Source organism: Nodosilinea sp. LEGE 06152, from assembly GCF_015207525.1.
In the GTDB taxonomy this organism is placed as follows: domain Bacteria; phylum Cyanobacteriota; class Cyanobacteriia; order Phormidesmidales; family Phormidesmidaceae; genus Nodosilinea.
Map to the genome: position 1 here is coordinate 62546 of NZ_JADEWR010000019.1, position 20897 is coordinate 83442.

Annotated in this window: 15 protein-coding genes; 9 read left to right on the forward strand and 6 right to left on the reverse strand. The window is 60.6% G+C overall.

Going from position 1 to position 20897, the window contains the following annotated elements; translation table 11 throughout:
• Positions 1-34: 34 nt before the first annotated feature.
• Entirely contained in the window at positions 35-799 is a 765-nt protein-coding gene (locus tag IQ265_RS22270) for a peptidylprolyl isomerase (protein WP_194057675.1), read from the reverse strand.
• A 187-nt stretch (positions 800-986) separates the two neighbouring features.
• Between IQ265_RS22270 and IQ265_RS22275 the strand changes: the two genes are divergently transcribed.
• Entirely contained in the window at positions 987-1919 is a 933-nt protein-coding gene (locus IQ265_RS22275) for an isopenicillin N synthase family oxygenase (RefSeq protein ID WP_194057677.1), read from the forward strand.
• A 70-nt stretch (positions 1920-1989) separates the two neighbouring features.
• On the opposite strand, the gene IQ265_RS22280 is transcribed toward IQ265_RS22275, so the two are convergent.
• Positions 1990-3480 carry a site-2 protease family protein gene (locus tag IQ265_RS22280; RefSeq protein WP_194057679.1) on the reverse strand — a complete coding sequence of 497 codons (1491 nt, stop codon included), beginning with the start codon at positions 3478-3480 and terminating at the stop codon, positions 1990-1992.
• 237 nt (positions 3481-3717) lie between these two features.
• On the opposite strand from IQ265_RS22280, the gene IQ265_RS22285 reads away from it, so the two are divergent.
• Complete coding sequence (locus tag IQ265_RS22285; protein WP_194057681.1) at positions 3718-5049, forward strand: pentapeptide repeat-containing protein; 1332 nt, start codon at positions 3718-3720, stop codon at positions 5047-5049.
• 61 nt (positions 5050-5110) lie between these two features.
• Here the strand turns inward: IQ265_RS22285 and IQ265_RS22290 are convergent, their stop codons facing one another.
• Positions 5111-6010 carry a transglutaminase family protein gene (locus tag IQ265_RS22290; RefSeq protein ID WP_194057683.1) on the reverse strand — a complete coding sequence of 300 codons (900 nt, stop codon included), beginning with the start codon at positions 6008-6010 and terminating at the stop codon, positions 5111-5113.
• Positions 6011-6206: 196 nt separating this feature from the next.
• Here IQ265_RS22290 and IQ265_RS22295 point away from each other — a divergent pair, with 196 nt between their 5' ends.
• Together IQ265_RS22295 and IQ265_RS22300 are read left to right on the forward strand one after the other, a co-directional pair.
• Positions 6207-8072, forward strand: coding sequence for an ABC transporter ATP-binding protein/permease (locus IQ265_RS22295; RefSeq protein ID WP_194057685.1), 1866 nt, complete (start codon positions 6207-6209; stop codon positions 8070-8072).
• A gap of 383 nt (positions 8073-8455) precedes the next feature.
• Positions 8456-8800: a DUF1815 family protein gene (locus tag IQ265_RS22300; RefSeq protein WP_194057687.1), complete on the forward strand. Its 345-nt coding sequence runs from the start codon at positions 8456-8458 to the stop codon at positions 8798-8800.
• A gap of 156 nt (positions 8801-8956) precedes the next feature.
• Here IQ265_RS22300 and IQ265_RS22305 read toward each other — a convergent pair whose 3' ends face one another.
• Positions 8957-10768 (reverse strand): aspartate kinase, encoded by a 1812-nt coding sequence (locus IQ265_RS22305; protein WP_194057689.1) that lies wholly within the window; start codon positions 10766-10768, stop codon positions 8957-8959.
• 386 nt (positions 10769-11154) lie between these two features.
• Here IQ265_RS22305 and IQ265_RS22310 point away from each other — a divergent pair, with 386 nt between their 5' ends.
• The 5 genes from IQ265_RS22310 (at position 11155) to IQ265_RS22330 (ending at position 16617) form a co-directional block, all read left to right on the forward strand.
• Positions 11155-12555, forward strand: coding sequence for an NAD(P)/FAD-dependent oxidoreductase (locus IQ265_RS22310; protein WP_194057691.1), 1401 nt, complete (start codon positions 11155-11157; stop codon positions 12553-12555).
• Between the two features lie 194 nt (positions 12556-12749).
• Positions 12750-13031 (forward strand): hypothetical protein, encoded by a 282-nt coding sequence (locus tag IQ265_RS22315; protein WP_194057693.1) that lies wholly within the window; start codon positions 12750-12752, stop codon positions 13029-13031.
• A 22-nt stretch (positions 13032-13053) separates the two neighbouring features.
• Complete coding sequence (locus tag IQ265_RS22320) at positions 13054-13359, forward strand: hypothetical protein (RefSeq protein WP_194057695.1); 306 nt, start codon at positions 13054-13056, stop codon at positions 13357-13359.
• A gap of 88 nt (positions 13360-13447) precedes the next feature.
• Positions 13448-14632: a hypothetical protein gene (locus IQ265_RS22325; protein WP_194057697.1), complete on the forward strand. Its 1185-nt coding sequence runs from the start codon at positions 13448-13450 to the stop codon at positions 14630-14632.
• Between the two features lie 32 nt (positions 14633-14664).
• Entirely contained in the window at positions 14665-16617 is a 1953-nt protein-coding gene (locus IQ265_RS22330; protein ID WP_194057699.1) for an adenylate/guanylate cyclase domain-containing protein, read from the forward strand.
• A gap of 115 nt (positions 16618-16732) precedes the next feature.
• Here IQ265_RS22330 and IQ265_RS22335 read toward each other — a convergent pair whose 3' ends face one another.
• Entirely contained in the window at positions 16733-19336 is a 2604-nt protein-coding gene (locus tag IQ265_RS22335; RefSeq protein WP_194057701.1) for a polynucleotide kinase-phosphatase, read from the reverse strand.
• On the reverse strand, positions 19333-20715 hold the full coding sequence (locus IQ265_RS22340) for a 3' terminal RNA ribose 2'-O-methyltransferase Hen1 (RefSeq protein WP_194057703.1): 1383 nt from the start codon (positions 20713-20715) through the stop codon (positions 19333-19335). Before IQ265_RS22340 ends, IQ265_RS22335 begins: the two co-directional genes overlap by 4 nt.
• Between the last annotated feature and the right edge of the window lie 182 nt (positions 20716-20897).

Here is a 20897-nt window from a genome sequence, read left to right on the forward strand (position 1 = left end):
CTCAACATTCCGCAACGTTCAATTCCCTCGGGGGCTACTCCGTTTCCGCCGAAGCATTGTCGTTTAACGCAGTTTGTACCTGCTCTAGCAGCCAGGTATTAAAGAGTTCGTCGGTTAGCCGCTGACGGGTGGCGTCATCGAGGCGGGCAGGCAAAAACTTTTCCAGGCGCACTACCACAAACCACTCGCCAACTCGGGTGGGAGGCCACAGCTGCCCCGGCTGGCTGATGGTCAGAATCCTTGACAGGGCCGGATGCGGCACCGACAGCTCGACAGGGCCAATCAGCCCGCCGGTTTGGGCCTCCTGCCCTTCGGAGTACTGTCGGGCCAGGTCGGCAAAGGGCTGGCCGTCATCTTGAATGCGAAAGAAAAGCTCCTGGGCCAGCCCAGCCTCTCGGGTGCGAATCAGAGAATAGAGCACCCGGTCGAGGTGACTCTTGCGCTGCAAAAAATAAGATTCAACCTTGGGGCCCCAGGTGTCGAGCTTGTACTGCTGCAGCTTTTGGGCCCGTTCGCCTAAAAATGCCAGATCGGCTTCGCTTAGCCCTCGCTGGTTTAAAAAGTTCTGGCGCTGCTCAGGACTGGTGATCTGGTTGAGCTGCAAAAACTGGTCTACGGCCTGGGTGGCCTGCTCTGGGGTGAGGGCAACAGCGGCGGTGGCCTGGTCAATCACAAGTTCTTTGACCAGGGCGGGCAGCAGACCGTATCGGCGCAGCAGGGGTACTACGTCGGTAGTAGCTAATTCCTGAGGGCCAATGCGTAGTACCGGGCTGAAATCGGGGGTCGAAGGCGTAGTCACAGCAAGAAGAGGCGAAACAGACCAGTTAGCCCAACCTTATCGCATTATGCGAGGTCATCCGCAGGGGACTGGGCTGAATTATAGTTCCCCTAAATCTAAAGCCAACGGAGTGTTGCCAGGGGCTATTTAGGGTTGACCAGGCTGCTACAATCCACCCAACTGTTTTATCGTCCCTAAGGACAACGCCATGACCCGGCCCGCCATTCCTGTGGTGTCCTATCCTGATTTGCTCAGCACAACGGCGGCGCGGCAGCGGGCGATCGCTACTCTGGGTGAGGCCCTGGAGACCGTGGGGTTCTTTATTCTCGAACCGCACCCGGTTTCGCCCGAGGTAGTGCGGCGCGCCTATCAGGTTGCCGCCGAGGTCTTTGCCCTACCGGAATCGGCCAAAGCCCGGTACACCCCTCCCCTCCAGCAGGGCTCCGGGGGCTTTTCTAGGCTGGGCAGCGAGCAGGCCAAGGGCTACACCGTTCCCGACCTGAAGGAGTTTTGGCATGTCAACCGCCACAGTTTGAGTGCCTCCGATGCGCCCTGGCCCCAGGAGGTGCCCTCCTTTCGCCCGGTGATGACGCGCCTCTACCAGCAGCTCATGGCCTGCGCCGAAGTGCTGCTGGCCGCCTGTGCTGACTACCTAGGCCAGCCCCAAGACTGGCTGGTGGCGATGGCTACCGGCGGCAATACCGTGCTGCGTCTAGCCCACTATCCTGCGGTGGGAATGGCCCCTCCCGGTAGCCTCAGGGCCGCCCCCCACGAAGATATCAACTTGATTACCCTGCTCTGCGAGGCCACCGCCCCAGGGCTCGAAATTTTGACCCAGCAGGGCAAGTGGCTACCCGTTCAGACTACCCCCGGTCAAATTGTGGTCGATACGGGCGACATGCTGCAAAACCTGACTAATGGTTTGTTTAGGAGCATCACCCACCGGGTTGTCAACCCCCAGTCGAGCAGCCAGGCTCGTCTGTCGATGCCGTTCTTTGTGCACCCTCGCCCGGAGGTTGATTTGACCCCCATCGACAGCCTGGTCGATCGCACGGGGGGCGTACCCCAGTTTCCGCCAATTACGGCAGCGGCCTATCTGGCCCAGCGGCTGGAGGAGATTCGAGTGGAGCCGGCAGCGTAGTGGGTAGGTGGGTGGATGGGTAGGTTTTCGGCCCTCAACCACTCGCCTACTCGCCCACTCAATCACCCGCCTACCCCCCGATGCCGAGCCGACCGGCGAGGCTAGGTGTAAGGGGTAATAGTACGGTCAAAGCCAGAAACAGGGCCAGCAGCCCCAGGGCGGCGCGGGCGTCGTTGGGCTCAGAAATATCGTTGAGGCAGGGGCGCTCGGGGGTGCGCTGCAAAAACACAATGACTGCCGCCCAGTAGAGGGCGAGGGGGTTCGCCAGCGCGACCAGGGCCAGCACCACCAGGGTAAACAGGGTCGTGCGGTTCAGGGTTCTGCGCCCGTAGATGCCCTGCACCATGCGGCCACCGTCGAGCTGCCCAGCGGGCATGAGGTTGAGGGCGGTAATTACCAGGCCAAGCCAGCCCATGATAGTCAGCGGGTGAATATCGACCAGCGGTTCCTGTAGAGCTGAGCCGAGCACCACGCGAGCCAGCGCCCCGATCAGTATTGAGCCCTGAAAGAAGCCAGAGGGAATCTGAAAGGCGCTGCCGGGGTGCGAGAGCAGCAGCCCGCCCAGCAGCATGGCCAGGGAAACCAGGCCGCCAGCAGCGGGGCCAGCCAGCGCAATGTCGAACAGCACGCTGCGGTTAGGCAGCAGCGACTCGAACCGGGTGAGGCTACCAAAGGCCCCAATTTGCCAGGCCGGAATGAGAAAAGGGGGGCTGAGGCGAATGTTGTAGCGGCGGGCGGTAACCCAGTGCCCCGCTTCGTGGGTGCCGAGGATGACCAGTAGAGCTACCAAAAAAGGCAGGGCCGCCCGCCAGCGGGAAAAGTCTTGCAGCAGATCAAATCCCTGCAAAATGGCCCCGGCCTCTAGCCCGGTAAAGAGGGTGGCGATCGCCAGTACCCCTGCCAATGCCCACTGGGCCGGGGTGGTTTTGACCGGGTCGGCGGTGGCGGGCAGCACGACCACGGTGGGCTTTTGCTCCAGGTTTTCGACTAAAAACAGGCGATAGCGATCGCCCAGCCGTTCCTTCAGCGATGCCGCTAGCTGGGCCTGGGTGGCCGCCGGTTCGCCGCGCAGGTTACCGCGAAAAATCGCCCCCTGATCGTAGGGGATAGTTTCGGTGCGAAAGTAAGTATCGAGGCCAAAAATGCCCTCAATTTGGGCTAAATCTTCAGCTGGAATAGAGAGTTTTGCGGTGTCACCGGGGGCGGGGGAAGGCTGGTCGGTCTGTTCAAGGCTTTCGCGATCGGCCTGATTGGCCTCCTCTGTCGCTGAAACCGTCGCTGGAAGCGGGCGCTGGGTGGAGAGCATGTCCTGGCCCAGGTCGCGCAGCCGTCGGCCTAGGTAGATATAGAGGCCCGTCGACCCCAGCACCAGCACCAGCACGCCGGCCAGGTTGATGTAAATGCCCAGGGCAAACAGCCCAAAGAACAATAGCCACGGCCCCATCAGCACCACCGACTGCAGCCAGGCCAAAATGCCTACGCTGCCGTAGGGTTGGGCGCGACGGTAGCCCCAGCCCAGAATTGCGATCGCGGCCAGCAAAATTAACCCAGTAACTACCATAGTGCTGCCGTTGCTAACCTCCTAAACCCACCTCAAAAGGCGCACAAAACCCCCATTAGTCTACCGTCGATAGGCTAGGGCGACTAGCCAGGGGCGACTTTGGCCAGGGCCAACGGGCTCTAGGGGCCATTCCAGGATTAAGGTGCTTAAATAAAGCAGACAACTCGCCCCGTGCTGTATTGATGTCAGGGGTTCGATCTAGTTTTGTCAGCCCATTTTTGCCCGCTGCCGCTCGCTATGACTTCACCGCCCCCAAATCCTGCTCAGCCCCAGCCGCCGACTCCAACCACCGACTCCACCCATGACCCCGGCAATGGCGCTGACGCTGCGATCGGTAAGCTGACCCCGCCACTTCACTCAGCCTCGTCAACCAGCGACAATCTGCCCGACAGCTCGCCTGGGTCACAGGCTCAGAGCTTCGAACGCGACCCCTCTGATCCCGCGAATGCTGGCCCTATTCTGGTTGACCCAGCGGTGACCTCGGCTAGCGCAATCACCATTGTGTCGGTAGCCGTGATTGGGTTGGGGCTAATTACCGGCAGCTTTTGGCTTACCCTAGCCGGGTCGCTGGTGGCCACACTCGTCTCCCTGCGGCTGATGTGGCCCTTTTTGCAGGAGGTGCTGGGGGAACTGTCGCCCCGGCAGCAGTCGCTGCTGATTGCCATTCCCGGCGTGATAACTGGGCTTGTGGGGCTGATGAACATCACCGGCATCAACCGCGCCATTTTGGTTTGGGGCCTGACCCTGCGGTGGGATATTCTCGGTGCCCTGGGCGATTTTCTGGGGGCGCTCGGGCAAATTTTTATTGCCTTTTTGGCTCTGTTTGTGGCCTGGCGGCAGTACGTTATTTCCCGCGATTTGACCCGCCAGCAAAACCTAATCACCCAGCAGCAGACCATCGACGCGTTCTTTCAGGGTATCTCAGAGCTGGTGCTCGATGAGGAAGGACTGCTCGAAGACTGGCCCCAGGAGCGCATCATTGCCGAGGCTCGCACCGCCGCTATTTTGGGCAGCGTCGATGCGGGCGGCAAGGCCAAGGTGATTCGGTTTTTGTCGCGATCTAAACTGCTCACCCCGCTGCGGCGTGACAATCGCCTGGGCCGAGCCATTCTAGACGGTCGGGGCGGTTACGAAGAAGACCGGCTCAACGGCACCCGCGTGATCGATTTAGGGGCCATGCTGGCCGCTGCCGACCTGTCGGGCACCGACCTGCGCTGGGCCGACCTCAGCGAGACCAACCTGATTCGAGCCGATCTGCGCCGGGCCGACCTGGTGCGCACCAACTTTGCTAGGGCCATTCTGTATCAGGCCAACCTCTCAGGGGCCGACCTGATGGAGGCGCGGCTGTTCTACGGCAGCGTAGACACCGCCACCCCCCGCACCCGCACGGGTGCTCCCGACTATGCTACCGGGGTCAACACTGGGGCCGTAGTCGAGGGTGCTAACCTGAGCGGGGTCTACCGTCTGTCGGAGGAGCAGCGCCGCTACGTCTGCGCCTGGGGCGGCGAGGGCACCCGCGCCACGGTTCCCGGCGGCTGTGCCGACATTCCTAACCGGCTGGGGCGCTGATATCCATTTTGGGTTTTGGACTTGTAGTGAGCTTGCCGAACTATTGGCGATCTTAGATTTTTTAGGCAAACTCTGGGATGCTGCCCAGTTTGCGCACCGCTACTGACACCTCCATGCCCAGGTAGTCGTCGGCATTGCCAAACCACGACCCGGCCAGCGGAATGGCCTGGCCGGGGTGCCGCGCGATCGCCACCGCAATCAGATCAAACCCCTCGGTAATGCGGTTGGTGGGGTCGTACACCAGCCAGCCGGCCCCCGGCAGGTATACCTGCAGCCAGGCGTGGGTGGCCCCAGACCCGGTCATGCCCACATCGCCGCCGTCGAGAGCTGAGTCGTAGAGATAGCCCGACACAAACCGACAGGCAAATCCCAGCCGCCGCAGGGTTTCGATCATCAGCCAGGCGTAGTCGCGGCAGGTGCCCGATTTTAGCCGCAGGGTTTCACCGGGGGGCTGGGTACCTTCTTCTTCGCGGCTCCGGTAGGTCAGAGTATCGCGAATGGTGTTCATAATCCGGCTCAGCACGTCGCTGGTGCCATCGCGATCGCCCCCCACAAAGTGCTTCGCCCAGGCCGCCACCGAGCCGTCGGGGTCTTCGGCGTGGGGCCTGAGGTAAACCGCCAAATCGGTCCATTCGTCGGGGGTGTACTGCACCGGCACCTCGTTGGCCCTGGGGTCGAGGGGAAAGGCTTCGATGCTGCGGGTGCCAAAGTGTTCGCCCTGAAAGCGACAGGTCACCGTTAGCTCCTGGGCGGGCTCCTTCACCTCAATCACCGCCACATTATTCGAGAGCGTATCGCTGACCCAGTGCACTTTCGCCGGTACATTGAGGTCAAGAGAATAGCTCAGCAACCGGCCGCTGTAGCTGCCTCGGGGCAAAAACACGGCCCGATGGAGGCCAAAGGTAACCGGCTTGGCGTAGCGGTAGCGGGTAACGTGCTCGACCTCGTAAATAACGGACATAAGGGCAGTCCTAGAATGCAGGCTCCCCTCTTTGTACTACGGGCGGCTGTCAGGCGGTGTAATTAGTTTGGCAAGGTAAGCGGCGCGGTTTTTGCAGAGCCAATCGGGGTTGAAGCAGACCCGCTGCTGCACAAAAGGGTTAACTTTTGTAAGATCTCCCCAGCACCCTTTGCACAGCGGGAGACGCAGCACCGGCATGGAACGATTTAACCTGACGGGGTTCAGACGGTTTTGGGCGATCGCAAAATCGTACTGGTTTGGCGACGAAAAGTGGAAAGCCGGGGGCCTGCTGCTGCTGATTGCGGTGTTTTTGCTGGGCTATACCGGCCTCAGCGTGGTGCTCAACAACAAACGCGGCGTGCTGATCTCGGCCCTGTCGGCCAAAGATGAAGCCCGCTTTTGGGAAACGGTGCTGGTGTTCATCGGCGTGCTGGTGGCCTACGCGCCGCTGCTGGCGGGTTACGACTACCTGCAAAAGCGCCTGGGGCTAGAGTGGCGGCGCTGGCTGACCGGGCGGTTTGTGGGCGACTACTTCCGCGATCGCGCCTTTTACGACATTCAGCAGTTTCAGCCCGACATTGACAACCCCGACCAGCGGATTGCCGAAGATGTCAAAAACTTTACCCAGCAGTCCCTGGCGCTGCTGCTGGTGGTGGTCAGCTCGGTGCTCCAGGTGATTGCCTTTAGCAGCGTGCTGTGGGGCATCTCGAAGTCGCTGGTGGGCTTTCTGGTGCTCTACGCCGTGGTGGGCACCCTGGTCACGGTGCTGGTGTTTGGTCAGCCCCTGGTGCGGCTCAACTTTGAGCAACTCAAGCGGGAGGCCAACTTTCGCTTTAGCCTGGTGCGCATTCGCGAAAACGCCGAAGCGATCGCCTTCTACCGCGGCGAAGCCCAGGAGGCCAACCAGGTCAACAACCGCTTCATGGCCGCCTTTGAAAACTTCAAACGGCTGATTATTTGGGAACTCAACCTCAACGTTTTGACCAACGCCTACGAGTTCATTCCCTTTGTGCTGCCCGCGATTGTAGTTGCGCCTGCCGTATTCGCGGGCGATCTCGAAGTGGGCAAAGTCTCCGAGGCCCAGGGGGCGTTTGTGCGGGTGTTCTTTTCGCTCAACGTGGTAGTGGCCCGGTTCTCAGAGCTGACCTCCTTTGGGGCCGGCATCGATCGCCTCTACGGCTTTGCCGGAGCGCTCAACCACGCCGAAATCGAGCCTGCCAAACCAGCCGCCACTAAAGACGCTATGCAGACAGAGGCCGCCAGCACGGCATCCTCCGAGCCCAAGAACACCGAGCCCAAGAACACCGAGCCAGAGAGCACCGAGCCAGAGAGCACCGAGCCAGAGAGCACCGAGCTAGAGGGTGCTGAGCCAGGGATTGCCGACCAACCCAAAATCGCCATTGCCACCGCCGACTCCCTGGCGCTGGAAGGCTTTACGCTGCAAACCCCCAACTACCAGCGCACCCTGGTCGAAAACCTATCCATAGCGGTGCCTGACCAGAGCGGGCTGCTAATCGTGGGGCCAAGCGGCTGCGGCAAAAGCTCTCTACTGCGGGCGATCGCGGGCCTGTGGCACTCCGGCAGCGGCACCATCCACCGCCCCGACCTCGACGACATTTTGTTTTTGCCCCAAAAGCCCTACATGATTCTCGGCTCCCTGCGGGATCAGCTGCTCTACCCCCACACCCACCAGGACGTAGACGATGCTGCCCTGCAAGCCGCCCTAGCAACGGTAAACCTAGCCGATTTGGCCGATCGCTTTGGCGGCTTTGACACCGTTGAAGAATGGGGTGACGTACTGTCCTTGGGCGAGCAGCAGCGACTCACCTTTGCCCGCATTCTGCTCAATCAGCCCAAGTTTGCCATTCTCGATGAGGCCACCAGCGCCCTCGATCTGGCCAATGAAGCCAAACTCTACGACCATCTGCGCCACACTGGCACCACCTTTGTCAGCGTCGGCCACCGCGAGTCGCTCCATGACTACCACCAGACCACCCTCGAACTCAACGAAGACCACACCTGGAGGCTTAAGTCCCCTGATTTGGCTCCTGTGGATTCCTAACCAGATTCCTTAAGATTGGATGACATTATGGCCCGGAACGCTCATTTAGTGGTGACAGCTACCGATTGACCCGGGGTTAGTGCTTACCCTAAATCGTTGTGCCTTGACCTGTGGGTGCGCCAAAGGAGGGATCCATAAGCAGCCTTCACGTTAAAACGCACAAGTTTTCAAGTTTTCACAATCTACAGAATGCTTTCCCAGCCTGCTTTCGTGGCTGTAGAGCAACCGTTAGACGTTTGATTATCGTTGAGAAGAGGCGTATTTGCGGCGGAGATCGTTAATATGGACGAGTTAGGAAAGCAGAAAATAAGCACCTTAGCCAACATCTTAAGAATTAATTAATTTTTAGGCTACAATCTCTATGAGTAACGAGGAGTGTCGTTATGTTTGTCCGATTAGCCGAGCAGCACCGTCAATTTGTTAGGGATCTGGTCATGAATCTGCAAGCGCTGGCCACAGTGCTTGAGGATATGGGCTATCTCGCATCCTGCTACACCTGCGGTGGCCAGCTCAACAGTGCGTCCTTTATGGTGAGCCTGGGCGATGACCACCTGATTCGCTTTTTGGTGTCCGACTACGGCATCACCTGGACCGAGATGCGCGACGATCGCGAGCTGATGAAGCTGGAAGGGGCCGAGGCCATTCACCAGCTGCAGGAGTTGGCCAATCTGGTCAAGTTTCGCATCAAGCCAGTGGGCTCCCAGGAAACCGTATCCACCAAAGCCTAACGTGGCTGCTCACTTCTAAACTCTGCCCCAAGGCCGACCCCGCAGTCGTGTTCCGTAGCTAACGATCAATTCTTCCCCCTAGGGGGAAAGGCACCGGTGGATACCAGCGGTGTTTTTGAGTTGGCTAACCGCTCTGCAGCGCCCTGCGGCCGCCTGCTAGGCAGGCACTACCGTGCGCTTAAGCCCGGCCAGGCCGAAAGCATTGTGCACCGCTCGCAGGGCCGTAACGCCCTCTGTCTCAGCCACCACGCAGCTAATTTTGATCTCTGAGGTGGCAATCATTTGCAGGTTGATCCCCTGCTCTGACAGCGCCTTGAACATGCGGGCGGCCACGCCAGGGGCGTAGATCATGCCCGTGCCAACGACGCTGACCTTGGCAATGGCCTCATCCACCGCCACATCTCCAAAGCCCAGTTCGGCAGCGGCAGACTCAACGACGGCTTTGGCGGTTTGGGCATCGGCCTGGGCCACGGTGAAGGCAATGTCGCGGGTGCCCTGCCCGTTGACCAGGCGACAGCGCTGCGACTGAATAATCATATCGACGCTGACGCCGTGGGTGGCCAGCAGCTGAAAGATTTTGGCCGCCATACCGGGGCGATCGGGCACGTGGCGAATGGCGACGCGGGCCTGCTTGATATCGAGGGCGGCCCCGCGCACCTCCGGGGCTGGAGCGCTAGTCGTGGGCGAATCACCCTGGGGCACGGGCGAGGAGGTGACCTCAAAGGCCTCGCACAAAACCGCAATGGCGCGATCGCAGTCGTCCACATCAATGGTGCAGCTCACCTTCACCTCCGAGGTAGAGATCAGCTGAATGTTGATCCCCGCCGCTGCCAGCGACGAAAACATCTTGGCGGCCACCCCCGGCCGACCAATCATGCCTGCTCCGGCAATGCTGATCTTGGCCATTCGCTGGTCGACCATCACCTCGGCCTGGGTGGTGTCGGTGGGGTTGCTGCGCAGGGCCGGGCCAATCGCCTCGGCCACCGCCTCGGCCTTGGCCAAATTTGCCTTCACCATGGTGAAGGCAATGTCGTTGGTGTTGCCCTCGTGGATGGATTGAATGATTAAATCGACATTCAGCGCCTGGGTAGCCAGTTCGCCAAACAGCCGGGCCGCAATGCCGGGGCGATCGGGGATGCGCAGCAGCGCCACCTTAGCCTGATCGGTGTCAAACTCGACGGCATCCACCGGGTGGGCCAGCTCTAGCCCCTCCAGCGGTCGCGGCTGGGGCCGGGGCGAGATCACGCGGGTGCCGGGCTCGTCGGTCCAGCTCGATCGCACCACCAGCGTGACGCCGTAGTTGCGGGCAATCTCCACCGCTCGGGGGTGCAGCACCTTGGCTCCCAAACTGGCCAGCTCCAGCATTTCGTCGCTGGTGATCTCCTCCATCAGCTGGGCCTCGGGCACCAGACGTGGGTCGGTGGTGAGAATTCCAGGCACATCGGTGTAGATTTCGCACTTTTCTGCCCCCAGCGCCGCCGCCAGGGCCACCGCCGAGGTGTCGGAGCCGCCCCGGCCCAGGGTAGTAATTTCGAGATCGGAGGTCTGGCTAATGCCCTGAAACCCCGCCACTACAATTACCTTGCCTTCGCTGAGGTGACGCTGCAGGCGATCGGTTTTGATCTTCAGAATGCGGGCGCGGGTGTGCTCGGCCTCGGTGACAATACCCACTTGCGCCCCGGTCAGCGAAATCGCCTCCTGCCCCTGGGCGTGCAGGGCCATGGTCAGCAGCGCAATGGAGACCTGCTCGCCCGTCGACAGCAGCATGTCCATCTCGCGGCGGCTGGGCTGGTTGGTAATATCGGCGGCCAGTTTTACCAGGCCGTCGGTGGTTTTGCCCATAGCCGAAACCACGACCACTACCGAGTTGCCGGCCTGTACCGTCGCCTTGACCCGCTGAGCCACCGCCTGAATGCGCTCCACGGTGCCTACGGAGGTGCCCCCATATTTCTGTACGATCAGCGCCATAGTGTTGTCGTTCGCCTCCCTGCGAGGGTTGAGCCCTTCCCTACGGGCATTGCGGCCTGGTCTAGCCACTCCGGTTACGTCCTGGGTGTTAAGAAACCAGCCTGGGGGTATTAAAGTTCTCCAAATTTTAGTCCTAATTCCATCACTCCAGAACGCCACCTGGGGCTGTTTCTGGGGCTATTTCATCGCGAAAACGCCTAGGACAGGTGCTAAAACCGGATCTTCTAATCTACCAGCCCAACCCCTACCAGCAACACCCCCCAGCAACCTCTTGGTGCAATCTTGGTCAGGCCTTAGCCAGGTTGCAGGGATATAGCACAGCGCACAGTATTTAGCGGTATTGTGTTTTATAACAAAAAGTAACAACTTGCTTCCTCGGTATTGTCATGCAGACCGTTCAACGTCCCCTCGACTCCACCGCTATGGCCTCAAACGTGGTTCTTGAAGATGCTGCTTCCACCGTTGATGTGCCGCCGGTTACCCCTGGTAAACCCCAGGTGGTGATTATCGGGGGCGGCTTTGGCGGCCTCTATGCAGCCCAGCAACTGGGTCGCGCCGATGTGGAAGTGACGCTGATCGACAAGCGTAACTTTCACCTGTTTCAGCCGCTGCTGTACCAGGTGGCCATGGGCGGGCTCTCGCCGGGCGATATTGCCTCCCCCCTGCGCGGCGTGCTGAGCGCCCAAAAGAATACTCGGGTGCTGATGGGCGAGGTGGTCGATGTTGACCCCGAGCAGCAGCGGGTCAGCCTCAAGGACGGCCGCACCATTCCCTACGACAGCCTGATTGTGGCCACGGGCATGAGCCACTTCTACTTCGGCCGCGATGACTGGGCCGACGTAGCCCCCGGCCTCAAAACCGTAGAAGATGCGCTGGAGATGCGGCGGCGCATTTTTGCGGCTTTTGAGAAGGCAGAAAATACCAGCGACCCCGAGCTGAAGCAAAGCCTGCTCACCTTTGTGATTGTGGGCGGTGGCCCTACCGGGGTTGAACTGGCCGGGTCGCTGGCGGAGCTGGCCTACCACACCCTGCGCAACGACTTTCGCCACATCGACACCACCGCCAGCCGCATTCTGCTGGTCGAGGGTATGGACCGGGTGCTGCCGCCCTTTCCGCCGGAGCTGTCGGCCCGCGCCCACGCCGACCTGGAGAAACTGGGGGTTGAGGTGCTGACCCAGTCGCTCGTGACCGATATTGCGGGCCACCAAATCACCCTGAGGCAGGGCGATCAGCTGACTACCCTGCAGGCGGGCACGGTGCTGTGGGCGGCGGGGGTGCGCGACCCCGGCATGGGCGGGCTGCTGGCCGATCGCACCGGAGCTGAGCGCGATCGCTCGGGCCGCGTGATCGTCAGCAACGACCTCAGCCTGCTGACCTATCCCAATATTTTTGTGGTGGGCGACCTGGCCCACTTTGCCCACCAGGAGGATCGCCCCCTGCCCGGCGTTGCCCCGGTCGCTATGCAGGAGGGCAAGTACGTGGCCCGGCTAATTCAAAAGCGGCTTAAATCCGAAACGCTGCCTCCCTTTGCGTACAAAGACAGCGGCAGCCTGGCGGTGATTGGCCGTCACGCCGCCGTGGTCAACCTGCCCTGGGCTAAGCTCACCGGCTTTCCGGCCTGGTTTGTGTGGCTGTTTGTGCACATCTTTTACCTGATCGAGTTTGACAACAAACTGATGGTGATGACCCAGTGGGGAGCCAACTACCTGACCCGCAAGCAGGGGTCACGCCTGATTACCGAAAAAGTGGTGGAGAAGGTTGAGGTCACTGCGGCAGGCGATCGCTAGCGATTTTGGCTAAGCCAAACTGGCAGCAAGTGATGCGATCGGGCGTTGGGCGTGGGCCTAGCGCCCGATTGGTTTTCCTGGCTCAATTCTGAAGGATCGCTTAAGAAGCCCCTTCACCCCGGCAAAGCCTGGTTAACTGCTACAGGGTGCAACTCTAGTCAGTACAGGCAACTTCACTCATCGGGAGATAGATTGTGCTGAGAATTCCGCAGAAGCTGTTCGATCGCGCGTCGTCCTTGGGCTTTGAATGCACGACTGACGATCAGCAGCACCTGATTCGACCGTCTCAAGCAGGCTGGCATTTGGTCTATGACAAGGGTCACTGGGTGCTGGTCGTCAACGGTATTCCCCAAATGCGCTTTGGCTACGACGACGTGATCGCGTTTCTCGATCGCCTGGCTCACGATTCTGGAACAGACCGCCTTAATCGAGAAAAAATCCAGTTCAACGCCACCTCACAACAGCTAGTGTCATAGGGGTACTCTGCACACCCCCGATATGCCCCTCAATTCTCAAGCGCTGCCCGACTACGAACGCCACCTGCTGGCGGCCATGGCCTTCTTTTTAGGGCGCGATTCAGATGCCCAGGCCCGCGCCTGCCTGTGCATGTACCTGCGTCAGGCCGAGCCCCGCATTATGGCCCAGGTGCGCTACTACGCCCACCAAATTTCTACCCAAACCGGAAAGCAGATTGAAGCCTACGACCTGCTCCAGATGATTGTCGAATCGCCTGAGGCGGTGGCGGCTGCCCTGCCCCACCTGGGTCGAGTACATGACGACGACCAGCCCGACGTCTTCAGCTGAAAAAACATGGGTTAAGTTTCGCAATCTCTGCTGAATGTGGAGGGTTGCCTGTGTATAGATTTTATCAGGCAACTCAGTGGAAGTTATGATGGCGTCTTTTTTGCTACAGGGGTTTCGGTTAAGATCTAGCACCCGTTGGGGACGATTTGTAGGGCTGATGGGGGTCACTCTGGCGGGCAGTGTGCTGCTGGCCCTGCCGGGGTACGAGGCCGAGGCGCAGACCAGCTCTGCCGCCACCGTCACCGAAATTTTAGACAGCAACCAGGTTTACATTCAAAACCGCGCGGCCCAGGTGAACAGCGTGGCCCAGCAGCGGCAGCAGGTTAGAACTCGGGCCGCCCGCACCTCGCTGCGGTTCAACAACGGAGCCGTCGCTCGCCTGGCCCACAACTCCAGTCTGGTGGTTGGGCAGTGTGCCCAACTCAACCGAGGCACGCTGCTGGTCAATGGCACCCTCAACGGCTGCTCGACCTCCACCGTGGCTGGGGTGCGCGGCACAATTTATACCATCGAGGTGACCGACACGGGCGAAACCATTATTCAGGTGTTTGAGGGTGAGGTGGTGGTTGAGCGCAACCTTAACCCCGTCACGGTTGACCCAATGGCAGACGAGTTCAACCCCCTCGATCCATCCCTCGACCCGGTGGTACCTGGCACCGACCCAGTGGTACCCTTTGCCAACCCAACGGAGCCGCCCGCCAGTCCAGGTACCAGTCCTGAGATCAATTCCCCTGGGGCGAGCCCAGGCATTGAGCCACCTACCACGGGGCCAGGCAGTCCAGGCTTTGAGCTGCCCTTAGAGCCCAATCCATCTACCCCGCCTACAAGCCCACCCCCCGGCCCCACGACAGATCCCCTGGGCTCCCTGGGTAATAAGCCTGTCGAGGGGCTTCTGGTAGCCGCACAGCCTGGGCTCAAGCAAGATGGCTCACCGAGCAGCGACGTAGACTCTGATTCTGCTTTGCCCGAGGAGAATGTTGAGGAAGCCGACGGAGAAACCGTAGACTTTAGCGAAGACGACTCCCTGACGATCGCGGAGGGGCAGCAGGTGATTATCGATGCCGACAACGATGAGGCCGTGATCCTGGCACTCTCGCCAGAAGACTTTATTGACCTGCTGGAAGGCCCGCTGATTGAGGGGTTTGTGCTGGAAATACCGGGTATGGCCAACCTGCGACGGTCCTTTGAGCAGCTATTCCCTGGGGTGCCGTTGCCCTACTACTGGGTGCCGTCGATCCCCAGTCCGCCCATTCGTTTTCCCTTTCCGTTCTAGAGGGGCGGTCGTGATCTCAAGGAAGAGTTGCCGTGGTTAAGTCCTACCGTCGCCTGGTTCAGCTGGGGCACGGGCTGATGGTGAGCTGGGCCGTGTTTGGCGCGATCGCCCTCACCTCCCAGCATCCGTGGATTGTGCTGATTGAGGGACAGGCTCAGTCGTTTTTGCTGCGGCTGCGGGGGGCAGTGCCGCCCCCTGAGGAAATCGTGATTTTGGGCATTGACGAATACTCCCTCAGCCAGGGCGATCTGTACCGGGCCGACCCAGAGCGCTATCCCTTTTTGGCCCCCCTAGAGATCTGGCCCTGGCAGCGGCAGGCCTACGCCCAGGCGATTGAGCAGCTAATGGCCGCTGGGGCTAAGGCGGTGGTGATTGATGTGCTGCTGGTAGACCCCAGCGGCTACGGCCCCGCCGACGATGCGGCCCTAGAGGAAACCCTGGCCCGGTGGGGCGATCGCGTGGCCCTGGCCGCCGCCTACGACGTATCGAGCAGCGACTTTGGCCTATTCACCAGCCTGCTAGAGCCGGTCTACAGCAGCCAGTCTCAAGTGGGGCTGATTAACCTGGAGGCCGACGTGGACGGCAAGTACCGCACTTTCCCCGATCGCGGCATTGAAACCCTGCGCCAAACCCACGGCTTTGCCGATGGTTTGCCCTCCCTGGCCCGAGCGGCCCTGGCCGCCGCCGACTACCCCCCGCCCGTTCGCCAGAGCCAGGATCTCTTTTTCTACGGCCCGGCGGGCACGTTTCCGGTGGTGTCGTTTGTGCAGGTGCTCGACCCCACCAACTGGCCCCTGATTGCCGACCAGTTTGAGGGCAAAATTGTGCTGATTGGCCCGATGGCCGAGTCGTTTCAGGATCGCAAGCGTACCCCCATCGACAACACCATGCCGGGGGTTGAAATTCACGCCCACGCTCTGGCCGCGCTAATGGAGGGCAAAACCCTTGGTGTGGCGGTACCCAATCCTCTAGCGCAGGGGCTATTGACGGCGATCGCGATCGGTGCGATTGGGCTGGGGCTGGGCTATCGATTTACTCAACCCGTGCCCAGGCTGGTGGGCTTTTTGGCCGCGATCGCCACCTGGGGAGCGCTGGCCTACCTGCTGATGGTGCACCGCGATCGCCTGGTGCCCGTAGCGATCCCCGTTGCCTGCCTGGGCATGGGCGGCGTCACCTACATCGCGACTGGGGCCGTTAGCAACCGGTTGGAGGAACAGCGCCTGCGCCGCACCCTGGAGCGCTACGTGGCCCCCTCGGTGGCCCAAGAAATTCTCAATCAGCCCGAAGACTTTACCAGTCTTACCGTGGGGCAGCGGTTTCAGGCGGCGGTGCTGTTTTCAGACATTCGCGGCTTTAGCCGCATTTCGTACCAGCTCGGGGCCGAAGAAACCGTCAGCCTGCTCAATACCTATCTCGATGTGATGGTGGCCGCCATTCTGGAGTACCGGGGCACCATCGACAAGTTCATTGGCGATGCGGTGATGGCCGAGTTTGGCGCGCCTACATCTCTGGGGCCAGAGCAAGATGCTCTGGGGGCTGTATCTGCTGCATTGGCGATGCGAAAGGTTTTAGCGACTCTGCGTACCACGCTTGAGGCCCAGGGGCTGCCGCCGCTTTTCAACGGCATTGGCATTAGCTACGGTGAGCTGGTGGTGGGCAACGTGGGGTCGGTGCAGCGGCTGGAGTACACCGCCATTGGCGACACCGTAAACGTGGCCAGCCGCATTGAAGGGCTGACCAAACTGATCGGCACCGATATTTTGATTACCCAGCCCTGCTACGACCTGGTGAAAGACCACATTGTGACCGTCGACCACGGCACCCACTTTTTGGCCGGACGCGAGCAGGAAGCGGTGCAGGTCTACGGCGTGATCGCCCTCAAGGGCGAAAGCGATGACCTCTACCACCAGGTGCAAACAGATCTAGTTCAGCACCTCAGCCAGCCCAAGGCGATTACCTTCCCTACCCAGCCCCAGAAGACCTGAGACAGCGATCGCCACATCGGTTAGGGCGCTGGGCCAAAGGATGGTTGAGCTTTTCAGCGATCAGCTCATGTCCAAAGCTGCCGAGCCAACGCCCTGAGAGTGGTGGTTCACTGCCCTATAATCTGGGGTCAACTGGCTCGCTCTCCAGCGCTAAAACTCCAAAAACACATTCGTGGACCTGGCGCAGTGGGGCACCAGCGACGAACCGCTCCAGAGCTTCAATGCCGAGGGCAAACTCTCGCAACGCCAGCGATCGCTTCTTAGACAACCCCCGCTGCCGCAGGCGCTCCAAATTCTCGGGTGTGGAATATTCAGGCCCGTAGATGATGCGTAGGTAGTCTTGACCCCGGCATTTTACCGCCGGTTGTACTAACCCCTTGGCGGTGTGGCTAACGAACTCTATGGGCTTGACCACCATGCCCTCGCCGCCGCTGGCGGTGCGATCGCACCACCAGTCAATGCTGTTCGACTGGCTGGCGGCATCATTTAGATCGACTACGTGGTACGGGGTAGCTAGCAGGAGATCGGGGTCGCTTTGGCAGAATTGGGCGATCTGCTGCATGTGCCAGGTATGGGTTTTATCGGTGTGCACGGCCCCCTCGGTGGCCAAAATATGAAAGGGCGCGAGTTTGAGATCGGCAATGGAGGTGACCGGCCAGCAGTAGCGGCGATAGGCATCGACATACTGGTGGGCGAGCTGCTGGCGCTGCTGGCAGTAGGGTAGCAGCGCACCGACATCGACCCCGCGATCGCTGGCCTGCTGCAACTGGGCCACCGCCTGGCTCAGGGCCTGGTTGGCCGCTGCCCCCACCGCCGCATACTGCTGGCGCAGCAGCCCCTGGGCTTTCACCGACCAGGGCATCAGCTCACAGTCGAGGCAGACCCAGTCGGTTTGCAGCTGCTCCCAAAGGCCGCTGCTGGTCAGGGCGGCATTCAGGCGGGCTAGCAGCTCGGCTTCCAGGGCGGGGTCGGTAAAGAACCGGCGACCGGTACGGGTGTAGCAGATGCCGATGCCTTCATCTGAGACGCCAAAGCGGCGGTGAGCCACGGCTTCGTCGCGGCAGACGATCACCACCGCTCGTGACCCCATGTGCTTTTCTTCGCAGACGACGGAGGTGATGCCCAACTGCTGGTAGTAGGCAAAGGCCTCGGTCGGGTACTCCAGGTAGCCGGGGTGTTTGGAGGTGGCTACGGGAGACATGGTGGGCGGCAGATAGATTAGCCATTTAGGGTTGGCGGCGAAGCGGCTCATCACCTCTAGGGCGGCGATCGCATTCTCATCGCGAATCGTGACCTGCCGCTGGAGGCGAGTTGAAATGAGCCGTTTGCCTAGCACGTCGGCAATGTCGAGCAGGTCGTCGTGCTGCTGCTGGGCCGTGAGCGGGGGGGCGGCGATTGTCCGGACACCCGCCGGGGCGGCCAGGGGCTTGACAGGTTCGCAGTAGACGCGCTGGGCCGGGATGCTGACCAAGGTTTTTTCGGGATAGCGCAGGGCCGTCAGCTGACCGCCGAAGACGCAGCCGGTATCGATGTCGATGGTTTGATTTAGCCACTCGGCGGTGGGGACGGGAGTGTGCCCGTAGACAACCATGGCCTGGCCCCGATATTCTGCGGCCCAGTTGTAGCGGACGGGTAGGCCAAATTCGTCGATTTCGCCTGTGGTTTCGCCGTAGAGGGCAAACTCTCGCACGTAGCCCGAGCCCCGCCCCTGTAGCTCGGCCTTCATACCGGCATGGGCGACGACAAGACGGCCGTCATCGAGCACCAAATGGCTAATCAGGGCGTCTAAAAACTGGCGCATGGCCGCGATCGCCTCATCCCGCTGATCACTGGGCAGGGCATCAATTTCTGCCAGGGTTTGCTCTAGGCCGTGGTTGACTTTGACATTCTTGCCCTTCAGCTTGCGCAACAGTTTCATGTCGTGGTTGCCCGGCACGCAGAGAGCCGTGTCTGCGGCGACCATATTGTGCACCAGCCGCAAGGTGTCTAAGCTGCGCGGCCCGCGATCGACCAGGTCGCCCAGAAAGACGGCCCTGCGCCCCTCAGGGTGGCGGTAGGTGGGGAACTGCCAGAAGGGAGCATCGGCCTGCTCGGTCTCAACCGCTCGATAGCCAAGGGTTTCTAGAAGCTGCTCTAGCTCATCGCAGCAGCCGTGCACATCGCCGATGATGTCAAACGGTCCCCGTTCGGCCTTGCGGTTCGTCCAGAGGGGCTGCCGTTCGATGGTTGCCGAGTCAATATCCTCTAGGGAATTCAGCTCATAAATGTGGCGAAACCCTTCCCGCTTTAGCGATCGCAGCGATCGCCGCAAATTTTGCACGTGGCGCTGCACCACGTGGGCACCAAACTGGCGATCGGGGCGCTGCTGATTGCGATCGCTGCACAACCGCTCGGGCAAATTCAGCACGATGGCGACGGGAATGCAGTGGTACTGCCGGGCCAGGGCAATTAAGGGTTTGCGGTCCTGGGGCTGCACATTGGTAGCATCTACCACCGTCAGTCGGCCAGCCGCCAGCCGTTTGGCGGCAATGTAGTGCAGCACCTCAAAGGCATCGCGACTGGCGGCCTGGTTATTTTCATCGTCTGAGACCAGCCCCCGAAAGGTGTCGGAGGACAGGACTTCTGTAGGCAGAAAGTGGCGGCGAGCAAAGGTCGATTTACCAGACCCCGAGGCACCCACCAGCACCACCAGCGCCAGTTCAGGAATTGTGATGTTCATCGTTCAAATACTCCCATCTGTGTCGGGGTGCCCACGGCGAGGTCTTCTGCACCAATGCCGTGAAACTGGACCCTGTACCCAAACCGCTCGGCCACCTGGGTTGCCCAGGTCTGAAATTCTGCCCTTGTCCACTCAAAGCGGTGGTCTGAATGGCGCAGGGTGCCAGCGGGCAGCCCGGCAAACCGGGAGTTGTACTCAATATTGGGCGTCGTGATAATTACCACTTGAGGCCGCGCAAACTCAAACAACACCCGTTCTAACGAGGCCAGACGATCGGGGTCGAGATGCTCGATCACCTCTACAACGGTGGCCGCATCGAACCCGCTCAACCGTTCGTCCCGATAGGTGAGCGAACCCTGAAACAGGTTCAGCCGCGATCGCTGCGTGGGCGAAAAAAAGCCTCGCTCTAGCCGCTCCTGAGCCCGTTCGAGCGCTCGATGGGAGACATCGACCCCGGCAATGTGCTCGAAGCCGGGGTCTTTGAGCAGCGATCGCAGCAGCTTGCCCTCGCCACAGCCCAGATCGACCACCCGTTTCGCACCGCTCGCCTTAAGGGCCGCCACCACCGCCGCCATGCGCTGCTGGTTGAGGCTGATCGGCTGTTCGAGCTGTTCTTCTGCCTGAGCCTGAGGGGCCTCTTCTGCATCGGGGTCAGGGCGATCGCCCTCGCTCAGCTGCTCTAGCGCCAGTCGGGTTAGCTGCCGCTGCTGCTTGAGATAGCGTCGGGTAATGGTTTCGCGAGCCGGATGGTGGCTGAGCCAGCCGCTGCCGTGGCGCAGGAGCTTTTCGACTTCCTCATCGCCGACCCAGTAGTGCTTCTCGTCATCCAGCACCGGAATCAGCACGTAGAGATGACTCAGCAGATCGGCCAGGCGAACGGTGTGGTGCAGATTCACCGCAAAATACGGGCTATTTCCCCAGTCGGGAAACTGGTCATCTAACGGTAGCGGTTGGGCCGTAACTTCATAGCCCAGGGGTTCAAACAACTGCCGCAAAACCGCCTCGCCGCCGCGACAGGGTAAGACCGGCAGGCTAACGGTCAACGGAATGGCCGTTGCAACCAGCTCTGGACGTTGGTTACACTGCCCGGCTAGAGCGGTGCCAAACACCTTGGCGATCGCCACACTCAAAAACGAGGAGGCCACGTAGGGGCGGTCGTTGACGTACTGCTCTAGGGATGTTGACTTGCCCCGCACCAGCCCCACCGGGTCGATGTCTAGCATTAAAGCGGCTGTACAGCGCTCTGCCCCCGCCTCGGGGTAGAAAACAAACGCCTGGCCAAAGGACATCGGAAAAGCCTGGCAGCGATCGGGGTGTTTGTGGAGCAGATAGCCCAGATCGGTAGCAGGCCCATAGGTTGTGGTCAGGGTGAGCAGCATGAGTGGTTTCTTAAATGGGTCGCGGGCGATCGCGTTTCAAAACAGCACAGGCCAGAGCAACACTCTCTAGCCCAGGATAGTGCCGGAATAGGCTCTAGCCTGAGGTCGTCAACTATCTTAGCCCTGGCCTTAATACCTAAAAGATTCCCCTTTTTATTCCTTTAGTTCCCAAGGTTTGGTTC

Bases quoted from the DNA above. Each gene is read 5' to 3' on its own strand.
- IQ265_RS22320 (WP_194057695.1), top strand. From the start codon at position 13,054: ATGCCCCTCAATTCTCAAGCGCTGCCCGACTACGAACGCCACCTGCTG.
- IQ265_RS22290 (WP_194057683.1), bottom strand. From the start codon at position 6,010: ATGTCCGTTATTTACGAGGTCGAGCACGTTACCCGCTACCGCTACGCC.
- IQ265_RS22325 (WP_194057697.1), top strand. From the start codon at position 13,448: ATGGCGTCTTTTTTGCTACAGGGGTTTCGGTTAAGATCTAGCACCCGT.
- IQ265_RS22340 (WP_194057703.1), bottom strand. From the start codon at position 20,715: ATGCTGCTCACCCTGACCACAACCTATGGGCCTGCTACCGATCTGGGC.
- IQ265_RS22295 (WP_194057685.1), top strand. From the start codon at position 6,207: ATGGAACGATTTAACCTGACGGGGTTCAGACGGTTTTGGGCGATCGCA.
- IQ265_RS22285 (WP_194057681.1), top strand. From the start codon at position 3,718: ATGACTTCACCGCCCCCAAATCCTGCTCAGCCCCAGCCGCCGACTCCA.
- IQ265_RS22280 (WP_194057679.1), bottom strand. From the start codon at position 3,480: ATGGTAGTTACTGGGTTAATTTTGCTGGCCGCGATCGCAATTCTGGGC.
- IQ265_RS22275 (WP_194057677.1), top strand. From the start codon at position 987: ATGACCCGGCCCGCCATTCCTGTGGTGTCCTATCCTGATTTGCTCAGC.
- IQ265_RS22310 (WP_194057691.1), top strand. From the start codon at position 11,155: ATGCAGACCGTTCAACGTCCCCTCGACTCCACCGCTATGGCCTCAAAC.
- IQ265_RS22305 (WP_194057689.1), bottom strand. From the start codon at position 10,768: ATGGCGCTGATCGTACAGAAATATGGGGGCACCTCCGTAGGCACCGTG.
- IQ265_RS22335 (WP_194057701.1), bottom strand. From the start codon at position 19,336: ATGAACATCACAATTCCTGAACTGGCGCTGGTGGTGCTGGTGGGTGCC.
- IQ265_RS22300 (WP_194057687.1), top strand. From the start codon at position 8,456: ATGTTTGTCCGATTAGCCGAGCAGCACCGTCAATTTGTTAGGGATCTG.